At 71.5% G+C, this 17,011-nt stretch carries 12 protein-coding genes; 6 read left to right on the top strand and 6 right to left on the bottom strand.

Translation table 11 applies throughout. The annotated features are described in order from the left end of the window. Positions 1-15 precede the first annotated feature (15 nt). Positions 16-873 carry a RimK family alpha-L-glutamate ligase gene (locus ACGFY5_RS02655; RefSeq protein WP_392716550.1) on the top strand — a complete coding sequence of 286 codons (858 nt, stop codon included), beginning with the start codon at positions 16-18 and terminating at the stop codon, positions 871-873. Positions 874-883: 10 nt separating this feature from the next. Beyond that, positions 884-1,450: a hypothetical protein gene (locus ACGFY5_RS02650; RefSeq protein WP_392716548.1), complete on the top strand. Its 567-nt coding sequence runs from the start codon at positions 884-886 to the stop codon at positions 1,448-1,450. Positions 1,451-1,590: 140 nt separating this feature from the next. Here the strand turns inward: ACGFY5_RS02650 and ACGFY5_RS02645 are convergent, their stop codons facing one another. From ACGFY5_RS02645 to ACGFY5_RS02630, 4 genes are all read right to left on the bottom strand, one after another. Continuing rightward, entirely contained in the window at positions 1,591-2,658 is a 1,068-nt protein-coding gene (locus tag ACGFY5_RS02645) for a TIGR03885 family FMN-dependent LLM class oxidoreductase (RefSeq protein ID WP_392716546.1), read from the bottom strand. Continuing rightward, positions 2,655-3,437 carry an SDR family oxidoreductase gene (locus tag ACGFY5_RS02640; RefSeq protein WP_392716544.1) on the bottom strand — a complete coding sequence of 261 codons (783 nt, stop codon included), beginning with the start codon at positions 3,435-3,437 and terminating at the stop codon, positions 2,655-2,657. The genes ACGFY5_RS02645 and ACGFY5_RS02640 overlap by 4 nt, the downstream gene beginning before the upstream one ends. A 62-nt stretch (positions 3,438-3,499) precedes the next feature. Beyond that, the gene (locus ACGFY5_RS02635; protein ID WP_392716542.1) at positions 3,500-5,509 is read right to left on the bottom strand and encodes a methyl-accepting chemotaxis protein; all 2,010 of its coding nucleotides are present in this window, start codon (positions 5,507-5,509) and stop codon (positions 3,500-3,502) included. 46 nt (positions 5,510-5,555) lie between these two features. Continuing rightward, positions 5,556-6,542, bottom strand: coding sequence for a glycoside hydrolase family 6 protein (locus tag ACGFY5_RS02630; RefSeq protein WP_392716540.1), 987 nt, complete (start codon positions 6,540-6,542; stop codon positions 5,556-5,558). Positions 6,543-6,702: 160 nt separating this feature from the next. Here ACGFY5_RS02630 and ACGFY5_RS02625 point away from each other — a divergent pair, with 160 nt between their 5' ends. Further along, positions 6,703-7,107, top strand: coding sequence for a hypothetical protein (locus ACGFY5_RS02625; RefSeq protein WP_392716537.1), 405 nt, complete (start codon positions 6,703-6,705; stop codon positions 7,105-7,107). Here the strand turns inward: ACGFY5_RS02625 and ACGFY5_RS02620 are convergent. Next, positions 7,094-7,693 carry a hypothetical protein gene (locus ACGFY5_RS02620; RefSeq protein WP_392716535.1) on the bottom strand — a complete coding sequence of 200 codons (600 nt, stop codon included), beginning with the start codon at positions 7,691-7,693 and terminating at the stop codon, positions 7,094-7,096. The two genes, ACGFY5_RS02625 and ACGFY5_RS02620, sit on opposite strands and share 14 nt — an antisense overlap. 77 nt (positions 7,694-7,770) lie before the next feature. Here ACGFY5_RS02620 and ACGFY5_RS02615 point away from each other — a divergent pair, with 77 nt between their 5' ends. From ACGFY5_RS02615 to ACGFY5_RS02605, 3 genes are all read left to right on the top strand, one after another. Next, positions 7,771-10,875 (top strand): BTAD domain-containing putative transcriptional regulator, encoded by a 3,105-nt coding sequence (locus ACGFY5_RS02615; RefSeq protein WP_392716533.1) that lies wholly within the window; start codon positions 7,771-7,773, stop codon positions 10,873-10,875. A 120-nt stretch (positions 10,876-10,995) separates the two neighbouring features. Beyond that, positions 10,996-12,489, top strand: a complete 1,494-nt coding sequence (locus tag ACGFY5_RS02610; protein ID WP_392716531.1) for an alpha/beta hydrolase — start codon at positions 10,996-10,998, stop codon at positions 12,487-12,489. Between the two features lie 168 nt (positions 12,490-12,657). Beyond that, positions 12,658-14,697, top strand: coding sequence for an MMPL family transporter (locus ACGFY5_RS02605; protein ID WP_392716529.1), 2,040 nt, complete (start codon positions 12,658-12,660; stop codon positions 14,695-14,697). Here ACGFY5_RS02605 and ACGFY5_RS02600 read toward each other — a convergent pair. Continuing rightward, positions 14,688-17,000, bottom strand: coding sequence for a DUF262 domain-containing protein (locus tag ACGFY5_RS02600; RefSeq protein ID WP_392716527.1), 2,313 nt, complete (start codon positions 16,998-17,000; stop codon positions 14,688-14,690). The genes ACGFY5_RS02605 and ACGFY5_RS02600 overlap by 10 nt on opposite strands. Positions 17,001-17,011 lie beyond the last annotated feature (11 nt).

The following is a 17,011-nucleotide window of genomic DNA, read 5'->3' as shown; positions in this document are numbered from 1 at the left end:
CGTAACGTCGCACGTATGCGAATCGTCTTGGTGACCGCCACCGAACTACCGATCCCCGAGGACGTCGAACTCCCGGTTCTGCAGGCCGCCGCCGAACGCGCGGGCCTCACCGCGGACGTGGCCTGCTGGGACGACCCGGCGGTGACGTGGGGCGACTTCGACCTGGCGCTGATCCGGTCGACGTGGAACTACCCGAGCCACCTCGAGCGGTTCCTGGCGTGGGCGGACGCGACAGCCGCCGTGACACGGCTGGTGAACGGGCCCGGGATCGTGCACTGGAACTCGGAGAAGACGTACCTCGGTGACCTGCTCGCGGCCGGGGTCCCGACGGTGCCGACGACGTACCTCGCGCCCGGCGAGCCGGTGGCCCTGCCCGGTTACGGCGACTTCGTGGTGAAGCCGACGGTCGGCTCCGGAGCGCGCATGGCCCGGCGGTTCCGGGGCGGGACCCTGTCGGCGGCGCCCGCGCACGTCGAGTGGCTGCACGCCGAGGGGAACACCGCGATGGTGCAGCCGTTCCAGCACCGGGTCGAGACCGACGGGGAGCGGGCGCTCGTCTACTTCGGTGGCGAGTTCAGCCACTCGATCGTCAAGGGGGCGGTGCTTTCGGCGGTGACCGGGGTGCGTGGGGAGCACGCGCATCCGGACGTGCAGTCGTACGAGCCGACCGCCGCGGAGCACGCGGTGGCGCAGGCGGTGCTGGCGGCTGCACCGGAGACTCCGGTGTACGGACGGATCGATCTCGTACTGGACGACGCCGGGTCGCCGATCGTCATGGAGGCGGAGCTGATCGAGCCGCATCTGTTCCTGGGCTCGGCGCCCGGTGCGGACGATCGGCTGCTGGGCGTCATAAAGGATTTGCTCGGCCGGTGACCATTGAGGGGTGAAGGTCACTTTTGTACGGCTGCCGGACCACGAGTGGGGTCACGTTCTGATCGAGCGTGACGACCACGTCGTGTACCGGATGGGTGGCGGCCCGATCACGGCGGCGATTCCGCATGATCTGGTGCACTTCACGGTCGAGGACGCGCTGCGGATCGAGGACGGGATCTGGGGCGCGATCGCGGGCGGGGTCGTGTTCCAGAGCATGAAGCACGTGTCCGGACGTCGTCCGCCGCACGCCGCGGAGCGGTCGGCTCAGCTCATCCGGGCGAACCGGGACCGGCTGCAGCGGGCCGAGCTGATCGGCGGGTTCGTCGAGGCCGCCGCTCATGCGAAGGACAGCGAGCTCACCACGCTCCACCAGCAATGGTTCGCCACCCGGCCCGACTCCCCCGACATCCCCTCCATCGAACTGGCCGTCTCAGCCCTCCGCCGCGCGGAAGCCGATTGGCGCGCCCTCCCCATCGGCGGAGAGCTGACCGTCCACTGGCCAGCAACCCGCCGCCTCCCACCCACCCCCACCCCGCGCCGCAGCGACGCGAACCGCGGCCGCCGGGCGCGCCGCTGACCGAGCGCCGAAGGCGCTCGCAAGTCCTAACCTGGAGCCCGCCCAGGGCGATGGGGCCAGTCGAGCGCGGACCCGCCGCGTATAGGTAATCCTCAAGGGTCCGCGCTCGCCTGGCAGCATCGTTCTGGGCGGGCCGCCCCCTAAGAAACAGGCTGGCCTGTTGGCTGAGGGCCCTCTCCCGACTGGAGGCCGCCGGGGGCGGTCGACTCTTCGGGCTTTTCGTGGAGGGAGCGGGCCTCCGGGGCCTTGGTGACGTCCAGTTGCGGCAGGACCTTGGCCCCGAACGCGTCCAGGAACGGGTCGAGGTCCTGCCCCACGTGGTGCAGGTAGATCCCATCGACGCCCAGCGCCGCGTACTCCGCGAGCCAGGCGGTGTGCTGTCCGAGGTCCGAGCTCACGTTCACCACCCGGCGCACCTGGTTGATCCCGACCTCCTCCGACACCACGTCGAAGTGGTCGGTCATGTCCAGGTCCCAGCACACCGGCGGATCGAACACGTTGCTCCGCCACTGGTCGAGCGCGATCGCCTCGGCCTCTTCGTGCGTCTCCGCCCAGCTCAGATGGATCTGCAGGTTGATCGGCCCGCGCCCACCGGCGTCGCGATAGGCGTCGATCATGCGGCGCAGTTTTTCGACGGGAGCCCCGACGGTGATCAACCCGTCCGCCCACTCCGCGCACCACCGTGCGGTCTCTTCACTGACCGCAGCACCGACCAGCGCCGGCTCGACCTCCGGACGGGTCCAGAGCCGCGCCCGGTCGACGGTGACCAGCCCCTGATGGCTGACCTCCTCACCGGCGAGCAGCGCCCGGATGATGTCCACGCACTCCCGCAGCCGCGCGTTCCGCAGGTCCTTGCGTGGCCACGGCTCACCGGTGATGTGCTCGTTGCTTGCCTCACCCGACCCGAGCGCCGCCCAGAACCGCCCCGGGAACATGGCGCCGAGCGTGCTGATCGCCTGCGCGATGATCGCCGGGTGGTACCGCTGCCCGGGCGCGTTGACCACGCCGAACGGTAGGTCGGTCGCCTGCAGGGCGGCGCCCAGCCACGACCACGCGAACGCGGAGTGGCCCTGCCGGGCGCTCCACGGCGAGAAGTGGTCGGACGACATGGCCGCGGTGAAGCCGAGCTTTTCGGCCTTGGCCACTGCAGCGAGCAGGTCGGACGGGTGGAGCTGTTCGTGGGACGCGTGCACGCCGTAGACGGTCATGCCCTCCTCGGTTCCCCCTGGACCCACTCGTCGAACGTCTCATGGCTGCGCCGGCCGACGCCGTTGCCGCCCATCCGGCCCGAGCGCATCATTTCCCCGACCTTCCCGGGCAACGGCACCGGAATGACGAGAGCCCGCACCCCGCGCGCCTGCAACGTGCGACGAACCATGTCGGGCATCTTCTGCACCGCCGGACCGAACAGGTCGGGCGCCCGCTCCGCCGGCGGAGCCTCGACCACGTCGGCGAGCACCTCACCGACCTCGGACACCGCGACCGGCCGCGTGACGATCGTGGGCACGACGACGAACGGACCGAACTTCGTCTGGGTCGCCAACTGACCCGCGAACTCGTGGAACTGGGTCGCACGCAGGATCGTGTAGGGCACGGGCCCGGCGACGACCGCCTGCTCCTGGTCCACCTTGGCCCGGTAGTACGGGAACGACGAGCCGTCGATAGCGACGATCGAGAGCAGCACGTGGTGCTTCACACCGGCCTCGACCTCGGCCGCGAGCAACCGCTCGGTCGAACCCACGAACGCCTTCCGAGCGACGTCGTAGGACTGGGTCGTGACGTTGAACGTGTCGACGACCGCCTCGACGCCGGCCATGGCTTCGTGCAGCCCGGCGCCGGTGGTCAGGTCACCGCGATAGCCGGTGGCGCCCGGTACGTCCGTCGTGCCCGATCGGCTCAGCACCCGGACGGTGTGCCCCCGCTCGACCAGCGCGACCACCGTCGCCCGCCCGGCCTCACCGGTACCGCCCACCACCAGTACGTCCATCGTGAGTCCTCCTCGTTCGGATTCCTCTACCAGGACGAAACCGGTACCGACTTCGTGACACCTCAGACCAGCTGGGCGTCGAGGAACTCGGCAAGAGCAGCCGGTGGAGCCGCCCGGAAATGGAAGACGACCTCATGCCCGTCCTGTCGCAACAGGTCGGCGTCGAGCGGCGGCACGCCGGGAACGGGCACCTCCACCGTCCCGCTCGCTCCGGATTGGAGGACGTCACCCGGCTCGAGCAGGGCCCGCACGCCACCCTGGCTCAGGTCCTTCATCCGCATCTCGACGCGACGACCGCCATCGGAGAAGACGAGGGTCCCCGACATCGGCACCCGCTCGTCCCCGCGCCGCTCCATCATGTTGCGCAGGTCACCGATCGCCCGGACCCGGTCCAGCGCGTTCGCCAGCCGCTGGTCCATCCGTGCCACCGTGGCGCGCTGTTCGTCCGCGACACCGAGCAGCGCACCGGTCGCCTCGTCGACGCCGCCGATACCGGTCGTCATCGCGTTGATCATCGTCGACACCGCTGTCGCTTCGCGCTCCAACGCCTGGATCGTGCCGGTGATCTCGTCGGTGGAATGGGCAGTGGTGGCGGCCAGATCCTTGACCTCGTTGGCCACGACGCTGAAGCCACGCCCGGCCTCACCGGCCCGCGCGGCTTCGATCGTCGCGTTGAGCGCCAGGAGCTTGGTCTGGTCGGCCACCGACGCGATGATCTTGGCCATGCCGGCGACGCGCTGCAGGCGTTCCCCGAGCGCCGTCGTCACCGCGTCGGCGTTCCCCGCGTCGGCCAGCAGGGACCGCAGGACACCGTCAGCCGTGTCGACGCGCTCGTGGATCGACCCGGCGGAGGTGCGTACCTCCTCGACCGCCACGGCGACGTCGTTGAGCTCTGTGTTCAGGGCCTCGGCGCTCTCCTCGATGAGCTGCTGGGCCAGCTGCCTGGCCTGCTTCTCGGCCCGCCGCTGCTGGGCGAAGTTCTCCCGGGTCTGCTGCTCCTGCTGCCGTTGGGCGTCTTTCAGCGCTTCGTCCTGCTCGACCAGGCGCTCCCGAGCCTGCAGCAGCGCACGACCGATGTCACCGAACTCGTCCCGCCCGCCGGGCAGTTCGTGGTCGCGGTAGTCCCGGTCGGCGATCGCCCGCACTCCCGCCAGGGCCAGTGCGACGTCGTGCCTGCTGCGCCACCAGACGGCAGCGGCGAGCCAGAACGCGAGGGCGAATCCGATCGTGGTGACGGCGAGAACGATCGTCCGGCCGCGCTGCAGGCCTTCCACGCGGGTCTGGAGCAACCCGTCCAGGGCCTGTTCCGAGGCGTCGATGGCGTCCCCGGCGCCGTCCGCCACCCCGGATACGTCCGCGCCGATGGCGCCCAGCGCCGCCGTCAGACGGCCGGCCAGTGCGTCCGCCTCGTCCGCGAGCTGCCCGAGGTCGGCCAGCCTGGACTCGAGGCCGGGCGCGCTGGTCTGCGCGACGGCGGTCTTCACGTCGGCGCGGAGCGCTTCGGCGGCGGTGGACAACTGACCCGCCAGCACCGCCCTGGCCGCGACGAGCTCGGAGCTGCCGGGCCTGCCGGTCGCCGCGGCGGCGGCCGCAGCGGCCTCGAGGATGCGCGGCAGCTGCACGACCTGGCTGTCCATGACGTAGAACGAGTCGAGGTCCGGGTCGAGGATCAGGTTCGACGCGTTTCCTGTCTCGGTGATCAGCACGAGGAACGCCTGAGCCGCGGCCAGGCGCGCGGCCGGAGTGTCCGCACCGCCGTCCGGAATCGCGTTCACCTCGTCCTGGAGGCCGAGCTGGGACTCCGTGCCCACCGCCGACCGGACCGCGCCGAGATCGGCGTCGCCCCCGCCGACCATCGCGGCCATCGCGTGCAACGTCGGCCGGAGAACCCGCACACCGTCGCGCTCCGCGCTCGTGAACGCGATCTGGCCGCCCTCACGAAGGGCGTACTCGACGGTCGCGATCGCACCCGGCACGACCAGCAACACGATGACCAGCGTCAACCGGGCCGTCGTCCGGAGACGGTCGAGCAGGTTGAGCACCGGACGCAGCCCGACCGGAGCGCCTCGCATGCCGTTCCATCGGCCGTTGGCGGCGAACGATGAGGATTTCTGTCGGTCAGGCGCCCTCGGCCAGCGCGGTGGCCAGGTCAGGGACGAACGTGCCGGCGTTGGCGGCGCAGCCGTCGGCCTCCCCGGGCCGCTTGACCCAGAGGAACGCGGTCACGTCCTCGTCGCCGGTGTCCAGCGTCGGCGTCCGGCCGATCTTGCGGCCCGCCGGGTCGCACCACTCGTTGTCGGCCGCCGCTCCGGCGCCGTTGCGCGAGGTGTCGACGACGATCTTCTTACCGTCGACCGCGAGCCCGTCGAGGATCCGCTTGCCGTACCCGACCTCGTCACCCGTCGGGCGGAAGTTCGAGACGTTGAGCGAGATGCCGGATCCGTAGTCGTTCGCGCCGGCGGCCGCGAGCCGGGACGCCATCTCGGCCGCCGGCTTCCACTTCGAGTTGCCGGCGTCGTAGTAGACCTGTGCTTTCGGCGCCTTCTCGGTGATCGTCCTGGCCGCGTACGTGAGGAGCTCGTTGCGCTCGTCGCGCTTCGCCTGGTTGAGGCAGTCGATCTGCGCCAGCGCGTCCGGTTCGAGGACGACGATCGACGGCTCCGGCCCCAGACCGGCGGCGACCGCGTCGACCCAGGCGCGGTACGCGGTGCCGTCGGGCGACCCACCGGCGGCGGCTCCACCGCAGTCGCGGTCGGGGATCGCGTACGCCACGAGCGCCGGCACCTCACCGGCCGTCCCCGCCGCGGTCACGGTCCGGGTGACCTGCGTCTTCGCCTTCGCGGGGTCGTCACCACCGGTGATCCAGACCGCCTGCGGCACGCTCGCGATCTTCTCCTCGATGACACCGGCGTTCGGATCGTCCGGGTTCGCCCGCACCCAGGCGGCGGCCTGGCCACCGTCGTCGTACAGCGAGCCGTCCAGCTTCGGCACCGCGACGGAGCGACGTTCGGGCTCCGGGCCACCCCGCAGTAACAGGGTCGTGACGCCCGCCCCCAGCATCACGACCACAGCAGTCGCGAGCAGGACAATTCGATACCGCCGCATGCACTTCCCCCCGGTTGGGAACTCTCCGTTCGGTCAACGGTCTACGGTGAACGTTCGTGCCGTCCGCCACGTAGTGCCGGTTACCGGTCGGTGGCGCGGTAGTCCGGTAGCCGCTGCGCCACCGGTCGGCTGATCCGAACTCGAAGACAGAAGGAGCGTCGTGACTGCGAGCCCTACGTGTGAGGAGAGCGTCGTCACGGCGCTCGGGTGGCACGGAACGCCGGTGGACGGCGTCCGTGTGCGCGACACCGACCTGACCGTGGTGGTCTCCGACGGCCGCGACGGACAGTCGGGGCTGGCCGGCGTGCTGGTTCCGGTGAGCGGGTCGTGGCGCCAGGCGCTGTCCCTCGCCCGGGCCTGCCTGGCGTTCGCGCCGGTCGCGCTCGTGCTCACCGAGGCTCCGAGCGAGCTCTGCCTGCTCGAGTGCGGTTACGCCGACGTCGGCATCGTGGTCGCGGACCACGTCGTGGCGCCGGCCCGTTCACGGCGGCCGCTGCGCAGCACCCGTTCGACGTTCGACCGCGTGCTGTTCGGCGAGCTGGACCGGGTGCTCACCGCTCCGTGAGTTCGGCGAACATCGCGTCGACGTCCTTCTTCGTGAAGTCGCCGGAGATCTGGAGCTCGCCACCGGTGATCGGCTTCTTCGCCGAGGGCGCCGTGAGCACGGTTCCGTCCAGCACCAGCGCGATCTGCTGACTCTGCGTCGTCAGCGCGCGGAGCGCCACCGTGTCGGCGCTGGAGAACCGCAGCTGCACGACCCACTTGCCGCCCTGGAGCGCGGTGCTCACGCGCTCGACGACGGTCACCACCATCCCGCCGTCCCCGAGCGTGAAGCATCCCGCGAAGCGTCCGGGTGTGCCGCCGTCAGTGCAGCCACCTTCGGTGGCCGAGGTCACCGGCGCGATCCGCAGGTCGGCCGCCAGGTTGCCCGAATAGCTCTTGGCCAGCGGCTCCGCCGCGGCGGGTTCCGACGCGCGCCAGAACGAGAGCCCGGCGGCCAGGATCGTGGCCATCGCGACGACGAGCATCGCCGTCGAGGCACCGGCGAGCAGCACGATGGTCCGTGTGCCGCTGCCCGGGCGCGGGCCGATGCGGTTCTCCGACGGATCCCTCTCGGGCGCGGGAACCAACACGCCGGTCGTCTGCTCCACGACACCATCGTGCACACTCGTGTCACCCGTTTCCCACCGCCCACCGAATTCGACCCCTCTACGGAAGAATCTGGGCTGTGAGGTTCGCGATCCTGGGCCCGATCCAGGTGGAGACGGCTGACGGGCGGACGATCGCCGTCGGCGGTTCCCGACTGCGCACCGCGCTCGCGCTGTTACTCACCGAGGTCGGGCGGGTCGTTCCGACCCAGCGGCTGATCGACGGCGTCTACGGCACCACGCCGCCGGCCGGCGCCACGAACGCACTGCAGTCGCAGGTGTCGCGGCTGCGGCAGTTGCTCGGCGACACAGCGGTGGTCGAGTTCCACCCGGCCGGTTACCGGCTGGCCGTCGACCCGGACGACGTCGATGCCCATCGCTTCCGGCGTCTCGTCGCGGAGGCCACGTCCGTGGCCGATCCGGTGCCGTTGCTCACCGAGGCGCTCGGCCTCTGGCGCGGCCCCGCGCTGGCCGGCGCCGGCGACAGCGCTCCGATTCGGGCCGCCGCCGCCGAACTGGACGACATCCGCTCGAACGCGCTCGACGCCCGCGTCGCCGCCCAGCTCCGGCTCGGCCGCGCCTCCGACGACCTGGTCGCCGAGGCGCGGGCGCTCGTGGCCGAACACCCGCTGCGTGAGTCGTTCCGCGTCCACCTGATGCAGGCGTTGCACGCCACCGGCCACAGCGCCGCCGCACTGCTGGCGTTCGAGGACGCCCGCCGCACGCTCGCCGACGAGCTGGGCACCGATCCCTCTGCCGAGCTTCGCGAGGCCCACCTGGCCATCCTGCGTGCGCCCGAACACCGCGCCGCACCGCCCAAGCGCCTGCCGGCGCAGCTCACGAGCTTCGTCGGCCGGGAGCCCGAGCTGGCCCGCATCGCCGAGCTGCTCGGCAACCACCGCCTGGTGACACTGACCGGTCCCGGCGGCGCCGGGAAGACCCGCCTGGCGATCGAGGCCGCTTATCGGCACTCGAGCGAGAGCTACCTGATCGAGCTGGCGGCGGTGACCACCGGCGCCGAGATCGAACAGGTCGTGCTCGACGCGCTCGGTCTGCGCGACAGCGGCCTGCGTCCCGTGGTTCCGGCCGCCCATCCGCTGGACCGCCTGGTCGCGGTGCTCACCGACCACCCGACGCTGCTGATCCTCGACAACTGCGAGCACCTGATCGACGCCGCCGCGACGCTCGTCGACCACCTGCTCCGCCGGTGCCCGTCGCTCCGCGCGCTGGCCACCAGCCGGGAGCCGCTCGGCATCACCGGCGAAAACCTGCTGCCGGTCCGCGCGCTCGGCCTCCCGGGCGAGGGGGATCCGCCGGAGCGGATCCGCAACGCACCCGCCGTGCGGCTGTTCGCCGATCGCGCGTCCGCGGCTCTTCCCGACTTCGTCGTCGACGTCACGAGCGCCGGCGACGTCGTGCGGATCTGCCGCACGCTCGACGGACAACCGCTGGCCTTGGAGCTGGCCGCCGCACGACTGCGCAGCCTGTCGCTCGGCGACGTGGCGTCCCGGCTCGACGACCGGTTCCGGCTGCTGTCGCGGGGTGAGCGCACGGCTCCGGCCCGACACCGGACGCTGCGCGCCGCGATCGAGTGGAGCTGGGACCTGCTCGACGACGACGAGCGGACGCTGGCCCGGCGGCTCACCGTGTTCGCCGGCGGCGCCACGCTGGAGGCGATCGACCGGGTCTGCGGGCCGACCGACCCGGACTCCCTGTCGGGCCTGGTCGACAAGTCGCTCGTCGAGTTCGCCGACGGCCGCTACCGGATGCTCGAGACGATCCGGGTGTTCGGCGAGGAGCGGTTGGCCGAGGCCGGGGAGCTCAAACAGCTCCGCCGCGCGCACGCCGAGTACTTCCTCGACCTGGCGCTGACCGGCGACGCCGCCCTGCGCACCAGCGATCAACTGCGCTGGGCCGCGCTCCTCGATTCCGAGCGCGACAACCTGCACTCGGCGGCGCGCTGGTCGGGCACCGCGGATCCGGCGGCCGGGCTGCGCCTGGCCGCCGCGCTCGCGATGTGGTCCTGGATCCGGGGCCGGCGCAGCGAGTTCGCCGCGCTGGCGCGTGACCTGCTGGAACACGTCGGGTCCCGGCCGCCGCAGGGTCTCGAGGAGGAACACGCGATGTGTGTCCTCGCCGCACGGCTCGCCGGGCACGAGGGCAGCTGGGCCACCGAGAGCGCACTCTGGCCGACCGACCCGAACGACATGTACCGACCGCCGCGGCTGCCGTTCGTCAACGTGCTGGTCGCGCTCAGCGCCGGGCCGCCCGCCGAGTCCGAGTTCGCCAAGCTCGAGGTCTGGTACGAGGTGCCGGACCTCGATCCGTGGACCGCCGCGCTGCAGAAGTTCGGCATGGCGTACATGCGGGCGATGACCAGCGGGGACATCGACGAAGCGCTGCGCTGCCTGGAGTCGTCGCTGGCCGGCTTCCGGGCGGTCGGCGAGCGGTGGGGCGAGACGATGGCGCTCACCGAGCTCGCCGACCTCGCCGAGGCGCGCGGCGAGCAGGAACGCTTCCTCGCGCTGAACGAGGAAGCGATGCGGCTCGCGGTCGAGCTGGAGTCCGTCGAGGACCGCGGTGGCCTGTTCTGCCGCCGCGCGGCGAACACCGCCCGCACCGGTGACCTGGAGACCGCCGACGCGCTGTACCGGCACGCGGCCGAGCTCGGCGGCCGCGCCGGGGTGTCGGACCTGCACGCCAGGTCGCTCGCCGGGCAGGCACACGTGCGCTGGCTGCGCGGCGACGCCGAGGGAGCCGGCCGCCTTTACGAGCAGGGGCTGACCGAGCTGACCGGCGCCGGATACATCGCCAACGAGGTGCGGGCGCTGCTGCTGATCGGGCTCGGCTGGGTCGCGTACTCCACCGGCGACACCGCGCGGGCCCGCGACCGGCACCGCTCGGCGCTGGTCAGCGGCGTCCAGTCCTACTCGCCGGTGTCCGCGGACATCGCGGAAGGGCTGGCCGGGATCGCGATGGTCTCCGGTGACGCCGCGTCCGCCGCGACTCTGCTCGGGCTGGTGCCGGCGCTGCGCGGCGGGCAGGCCGCGAACTACCCCGGACTACCGCCGATCGCCGAGACGGCCCGCGAAGCGCTGGGCCCGGTCGCGTACGACGCGGCGTTCACCTCGGCAGCGTCGCTGCCCCGTGACGAAGCGATCGGGCTCCTGCACCGCCTCGCCTGACGGCGCGTGTCCCCCGCGCGAGCTACCCGAAGGTGTCCGTCCTGGAGGGACGTGCCACACCCCGGTGTCTCCGTAACTTCGTCGACGTCGAAGAACGAAGAATTCACAGAGGAGACGACGATGGCGACGACGACGGGCAGGCGGATCACGGCCGCTCTCGCGCTGGCAACGCTGAGTTGCGGAGCGATGGCCGCGTTCGGGACCACCGCGAGCCAGGCCGCCGAGACGAAGACCGTCGCCTGGGGCGCGTGCCCGACGCAAGCCGAGGGCGAGCCGGCCCGGGACGGGCGTCAGCAGTGCGCGACGGTGAAGGTCCCGCTGAACTACGACGACGCGGACGGCACGAAGATCGACGTCTCGATCTCCCGGATCTCCACCGCGAAGCCGGGCAAGCGGCGCGGTGTCCTGGTGCTGAACCCCGGCGGGCCCGCGTTGGCGGGGCTCGACCTGCCGGGCCAGATCGCGCCCACGCTGCCGACGTCGGTGCTGGAGAGCTACGACCTGGTGGGCTTCGACCCGCGCGGCGTCGGCCACAGCACCCCGCAGAGCTGCGGTCTCGCCGACCCGAACCTGACCAGCATGTTTCCCTACCCCGCTGCGGACGGCTCGATCACCAAGAACGTCGAACTGGCTCGTTCCGTGGCCGCGAAGTGCGCCTCTTCGGCGTCGGGGAAGAACTTGAAGTACTTCACGACCGCCAACACGGCGCGGGACCTGGACCAGGTCCGGAAGGCGCTCGGCGAGAAGAAGATCTCCTACTGGGGTCAGTCCTACGGCACCTATCTCGGCGCGGTGTACGCCTCGCTGTTCGCCGGCCACACCGACCGGGTGATCCTGGAAGGCAACGTCGACCCCACCAAGGTGTGGGCCGAGCAGTATTCGCTCTGGGGCAAGGGAATGCAGGACCGGTTCGCCGATCTGGCCCCGGGAGCGGCCAAGACCTATCTCGCGCTCGTCGACCGGCTCGACCGCAAGCCGGCGAAGGTTCCCGGCACGCAGATCGCGGTGACCGGCGCAATCGTCCGCAGCCTCACGTACGGGCTGCTGCTGCACAACGAGACACTGCCGCTGGTGCCCCAGGTCTGGGTTGCCGCCCAGCACCTGGCCGACGGCGCGCTGACCGCGGCGGACGCGAAGGTTCTCCAGCAGGTCTCCGCTCCGCAGCCGGCTGCGCCCGGTGTGCCCGCGGACAACCAGGCCACGATGGCGTTGGCGCTCACCTGCGGTGACGCGGAATGGTCCGACGACGTCGACGAGTACGCGGCGAAGACGGCAGCGGACCGCAAGGCCTTCCCGCTGACCGGGGGTATGCCGGCGAACGTCTGGCCGTGCGCGTTCTGGAAGGACTCGCCGATCGAGGACCCGATCGAGGTCACCGACGACGGGCCGCGCAACGTGCTGATCCTGCAGAACCGCCGCGACAACGCCACCCCGTGGGAGGGCGGCCTGGGCCTGAAGAAGGCGCTCGGGCAGCGCGCCCAGTTCGTGGGTGTCGACAACGGTGGGCACTACGTCTACAACGCGGGCTCGAAGTGCGCCGACCGCGCCACCGTCGACTTCCTCACCACCGGCCGCCTGTCCTCGGACCGGGTCGACTGCACCGACGTGCCCTGACCCCACCGATCGCCAACGCCGGTGGCGCTCCCTCAGCGGAGCGCCTCCGGCGCCGCTGTGCCTCCGGCGCCGCGGAGTCGGGCGCCGCGCGCGGCGCTGACGGTTGGGCGGGGGCGCCCGTCAGTGGCTCGTGCGTCGGCGGTGCGCATCGCGCTCGACGCTGCGCGTATGACAACTCAACTCGAGGAATCGGAAACCACGCTCTCGTCCGAGCCCGACCCACCGGGCTGGCGCCGGCTCGTCGGGCCGCGCGCGAAGTACCTGGTCCTGGTCGTCTGGCTGGTGATCGCCGGTGTCACCACCCCGCTGGCGATCGGCCTGACCAGCGTCCAGGACAACTCCTCGCTGACGTCGGCGCCGCACTCGTCGGAGGCCTATCAGGCGCAGCAGCGCGTCGAGGCCGCGTTCCCGAACGCGGACGCGCTGGTGGCGGTCGCGATCTACACCCGGGACGGCGGGATCACCGACGCCGACCGCGCAGCGGTGGAAGCCGACCGGACCTCGTTCGCGCGGTACGCGATCGATCGCGCCGTTCCGCCCCCCGTGCCCAGCCAGGACGGCAAGGCGCTCCTGCTGTCGTTCCCCCTGTCCGGCGACTCCGACACGCAATCGGAGTCCACCTCGGACATCCGCGACGCCCTCGGCACCGGCAAGCCCCAGCACCTGAACACCGCACTCACCGGCTCGGCCGGCGCCGACGGCGACATCTTCGACGCCTTCGAGGGCATGGACCTCCTCCTCGTCCTCGTCACCGCAGGCGTCGTCGCGATCCTCCTGCTGGTGACCTACCGCAGCCCGGTGCTCTGGGTGATCCCCCTGCTCACCGTCGGCATCGCGAGCCAACTCGCGAGCGCTGTCGTCTACCTGCTGGCCAAGAACGCCGGGCTGGCCGTCGACCTGCAGGCGCAGACCGTCCTGACGATCCTGGTGTTCGGCGCCGGCACCGACTACGCGCTGCTGCTGATCTCCCGCTACCGGGAGGAACTGCGACGCCACGAGGACCGGCACCGCGCGATGGCGATCGCGCTCCGGCGGTCGTTCCCGGCGATCCTCGCGTCGGCGGCCACCGTCGCACTCGCGCTGCTCTGCCTGCTGTTCGCGGACCTGAACGGCACCCGGGGCCTGGGGCCGGTCGCGGCGCTGGGAATCGTCGCCGCGTTCACCGCGATGGTGACGCTGCTCCCGGCGCTGCTCGTCGTCTGCGGGCGGTGGCTGTTCTGGCCGTTCGTGCCGCGCGTCGGGGAGTCGGCGCAGCGCGACCCGCGGGTCTGGAGTGCGGTGGCGCGCTTCGTCGGGCGTGCACCGCGCCGGATCTGGGCCGCTACGGCCGTGATCCTGGCGGGGCTGGCGATCGGAGCGACGACACTGAGCCTCGGTATGCCGTCGGACGAGGCGTTCACCAGCGAGGTCGGCTCGGTGACCGGCCAGCGCCTGGTCGAACAGCACTACGCCGCGGGCACGTCCACACCGGCCGACATCGTCGTGGCGGCCGACGGTGCGCCGGCGGCCGTTGCCGCCGCGCGGAACGTCGAGGGCGTCGCCGAGGTGGGCACCCCGCAGATCTCGCAGGGCACCGCGCTGATCTCCGCGACGCTCACCGATCCGCCCGACAGCAGGGCCGCCGAGGACACGATCGACCGCCTCCGCGACGCGGTCGACGACTCCGGAGCGCTGGTCGGCGGCCAGACCGCCGGCCAACTCGACACCGAGCGCACCGTCGACCGTGACCACCGCGTGCTGATGCCGACGATTCTCGGCGTGGTGTTCCTGGTCCTGGTCGTGCTGCTGCGCGCGGTCGTGGCGCCGCTGCTGCTGATCGGCAGCGTCGTGCTGTCGTACGCGGCGGCGCTGGGTGCGGCCGCGGGGATCCTGCACCTGCTCGGCTACCCGCACCTGGAGTACAGCGTCGTGCTCTCGACGTTCCTGTTCCTCGTCGCGCTCGGCGTCGACTACACGATCTTCCTGATGACGCGTGCCCGGGAGGAGGGCTCGGTGACCAGGGCGCTGGTGAGCACCGGGAACGTGATCACCAGCGCCGGTGTCGTGCTCGCCGCGACGTTCTCGGCGCTGTGCGTGCTGCCGCTCACGCCGTCGATCCAGATCGGCGTGATCGTGGCGGTCGGGGTGCTGATCGACGCGTTCGTCGTGCGTTCGCTACTCGTGCCCGCCCTCGCCGTCCACCTCGGCTGGCCGCGCCGTCACGCGTAGTCGAACTGAGCCAGCCGCCCGCGGGCGACGTCCAGCTCGTCCGGCGTGAACAGGCCCGCGAACTTCTGATCCAGGACCAGCGCCTCGACCGTCAGGTCGAGGCGCTGCTTGTTCCACAGCGCGGTGAACCCGGTGCTCACGGTCGCGGAGGCCAGCAGGCGCTTCGCGGTCTCGACGCCACCGTCTTCCGCGAGCATCGACAGCAGGTAGGTGGCGTTGTAGCCGGTCTCGTCGCGGGCTTGCTGGTAGATCCGGGTCATCGCCTGGTGGAACTCGTGCTCGGGGTCGGCGGCCACCGCCGGCGGTGCTGCCGGCACGCGGCCGACCGCGGGCGAAACCGGCGCCTCGTCGAAGCTCCCGGTGAAGGCGGGCGCCTCATCCGGGCTCCCGGTGAGGACCGGCGCCTCGTGCGCGCTTCCGGCCGCCTCCCGGCGACGCCGCAGCGCGTACCCCCGCAGCGCCTCGACCGAGGTGAAGACCTCGTAACCGAGCTCCGCCATCCGCGGCAGGTCGGCCTCGTCGGGGTCGAGTTCCAGCACGACCGGCGCGCCCTGGCCCGGCTGCAGACCGTCGGGCCAGACCGCCTCGGCGACCGACAGCGCCCGACCGGTCTCCGGGTCTGGGATCTCGGCGTCCCGCTCCGGGGCGGCCAGCCCGAGCCCGAGCAGCTCCTCGACCAGCGCACCCACTTCCTCGGCGCGGATGTCGATCTCGTCGTCGCCCCCGGCACGCACCGCGACCCGCGGCAGCCGCGGCGCGTCGACCCGGTCGCCGGCGAGCAGGCCGTCGAGAATCTCGTTCGCGGCGGCGGCCAGCAGTTTCCGCCGTGCCGCCAGGAAGTCGCGGTACCGCTCGACCCGCCAGAGATCGGGATCGGAGGGCAGGCACTGGGAGGCAAGCAGCCCGGGGAACATCTCCTCGGCGCCACCCAGGTAGTCCTCGGGCCGCCGCCGCGCCACCTCGGCCGCCGACTCCGGCGTCACCAGCACGAAGTTCGCGATCGCGTTGATCTCCGCCGGTCGGTACCCGGCGCGGGACAGCAGTGACTTGCCGAACAGCGGCTGGACCAGGAAGTCACCGACCTTCTCGCCGCTCGCGAAGTCACGCGCACCCAGCATCCGGCCCACCAGGTAGACCAGCGGGTAGTACCGCGCGCCCTTGCCGGCGCCCTGCAGGTCGTCGGGCTTGATCACCAGCGACCGGCGCCAGCGCCGGAGCCGTCCGATCAGGTCGTCGATACCGCGCGGCCCGGAGATCGTCGCCAGGTCCTGGTTCAGGTACGTCTCGGTGGATCCCGCGAACCGGCCGGACAGCGCCGCGTGCACGTACCAGTACAGCGCCTTGTCGCGCTGCAGCGGATCGGTGAACTCACCACCGTTCTCCGACAGCAGGCGGGACAGCACCGCGATGGCCGGGCGGCCGGGCAGCACCCGGGCGTGGTCGAGACCGAGCCGCGACGCGACCTCGTCGAGCACCAGGTTGATGTGGTCGGCGGCGCCGGTCAGCGCCTGCTCGAACTCGTCGGCCGAGACGGCGTCGAGCGCGGAGAACGGCGCCCGGCCGGTCGCGACCGCGTTCACGTTGCGCAGCAGCCAGTCGAGGCTGAAGTCGTACCCCTCGTTGTTCCAGCGCTGCAGGTAGGAGCGCATCGTGGGCCGCGCGCCCGACCACTCGGCGCAGATCTTGGCCAGCGCCAGGTCGCCCTTGGAGAGCTTGGTTCCGCCCGAGTTGACCCGGTTGAAGATCTCGACGACGACATCGGTGGTCTTGTCGGGCCCGGTGATCTGCTCGGCGTGGAAGTCCTTCTCGAGCAGGTTCTGCAGCTTCATCAACTTGCCGACGTGCTGCCAGTTCTTCGCGTCCGTGGCGAGTCGCTCGATCTGGCGTTCCGCGCCGTGGACGAACAGCTCGGTGACGTCGATCCAGAGCGGGTCGTCTTTCATCTTCACCGGGGCGTAGAACTCGAACGACTCCTCGGAGACGTTGAAGCGTAAGCCGGTGAACGCCGCGGGGTCGCCCTCGAAAAACGCGGGCGGGCGTCCGCGTGTGACGCCGTACAGCGAGGTGACCCGCTGCTGTCCGTCGAGCAGCAGCTGCCGGACCCCGCCCCCGGGGCCGCCGCGCACGGCCTTGTCGGTGGTGTCGGTCTCCCACACCAGCAGCGATCCCACCGGATACCCCAGGTACAGCGACCGCATGAACCCGCGGACCTGGTCCCGGTTCCACACGTACCCACGCTGGAACTCCGGCAGGAGCATCGACCCCGCATCGATCTGGTCGAGGATCGTGCTCAATCTCGCCATCGTCTCCCCCG

The organism is Cryptosporangium sp. NPDC048952, assembly GCF_043197895.1.
Taxonomy (GTDB): domain Bacteria; phylum Actinomycetota; class Actinomycetes; order Mycobacteriales; family Cryptosporangiaceae; genus Cryptosporangium.
This window is presented reverse-complemented; position numbering and strand designations above follow the sequence as displayed.

What these genes read in the sequence shown, in the direction of transcription:
- ACGFY5_RS02655 (WP_392716550.1), top strand. Translation starts at nt 16, where the DNA reads ATGCGAATCGTCTTGGTGACCGCCACCGAACTACCGATCCCCGAGGAC.
- ACGFY5_RS02645 (WP_392716546.1), bottom strand. Translation starts at nt 2,658, where the DNA reads ATGACCGTCTACGGCGTGCACGCGTCCCACGAACAGCTCCACCCGTCC.
- ACGFY5_RS02640 (WP_392716544.1), bottom strand. Translation starts at nt 3,437, where the DNA reads ATGGACGTACTGGTGGTGGGCGGTACCGGTGAGGCCGGGCGGGCGACG.
- ACGFY5_RS02635 (WP_392716542.1), bottom strand. Translation starts at nt 5,509, where the DNA reads ATGCGAGGCGCTCCGGTCGGGCTGCGTCCGGTGCTCAACCTGCTCGAC.
- ACGFY5_RS02630 (WP_392716540.1), bottom strand. Translation starts at nt 6,542, where the DNA reads ATGCGGCGGTATCGAATTGTCCTGCTCGCGACTGCTGTGGTCGTGATG.
- ACGFY5_RS02610 (WP_392716531.1), top strand. Translation starts at nt 10,996, where the DNA reads ATGGCGACGACGACGGGCAGGCGGATCACGGCCGCTCTCGCGCTGGCA.
- ACGFY5_RS02605 (WP_392716529.1), top strand. Translation starts at nt 12,658, where the DNA reads ATGACAACTCAACTCGAGGAATCGGAAACCACGCTCTCGTCCGAGCCC.
- ACGFY5_RS02600 (WP_392716527.1), bottom strand. Translation starts at nt 17,000, where the DNA reads ATGGCGAGATTGAGCACGATCCTCGACCAGATCGATGCGGGGTCGATG.